The sequence below is a fragment of the Pseudomonas sp. SIMBA_068 genome, from assembly GCF_046534705.1.
Taxonomy (GTDB): Bacteria; Pseudomonadota; Gammaproteobacteria; order Pseudomonadales; family Pseudomonadaceae; genus Aquipseudomonas; species Aquipseudomonas putida.
In genome coordinates this window covers 1-237 of the sequence record NZ_JAWRYI010001627.1, presented here as the reverse complement: position 1 = coordinate 237, position 237 = coordinate 1, and the positions used below count along the sequence as shown (strand labels likewise).

Below are 237 nucleotides of genomic sequence, written 5' to 3'. Positions count from 1 at the left end.
CAACTGCCGCACCCGGACGCCGGGGTGCTGGGCGCGCAATCGCGGCACTTCAACTACCCGGACCAGAGCCGCAGCAAGAGCCTGGCCGATGCTCCGGAGCTGGGGATCAAGACCTGCTTCAGCTCCGATTCGTTTTCTGTGTACCGACGCAGCGCATTGCAGGCCGTCGGCGGTTTTCCCGACGACGTGATCGGCAGCGAAGACGCCTATGTGGCCGCGCGCATGCTGCTTGAAGGC

At 65.4% G+C, this 237-nt stretch carries 1 pseudogene; it reads left to right on the top strand.

The features are described 5' to 3' along the window. Positions 1-237, top strand: a pseudogene (locus tag SB756_RS35235) (glycosyltransferase family 2 protein); the annotation flags it as partial.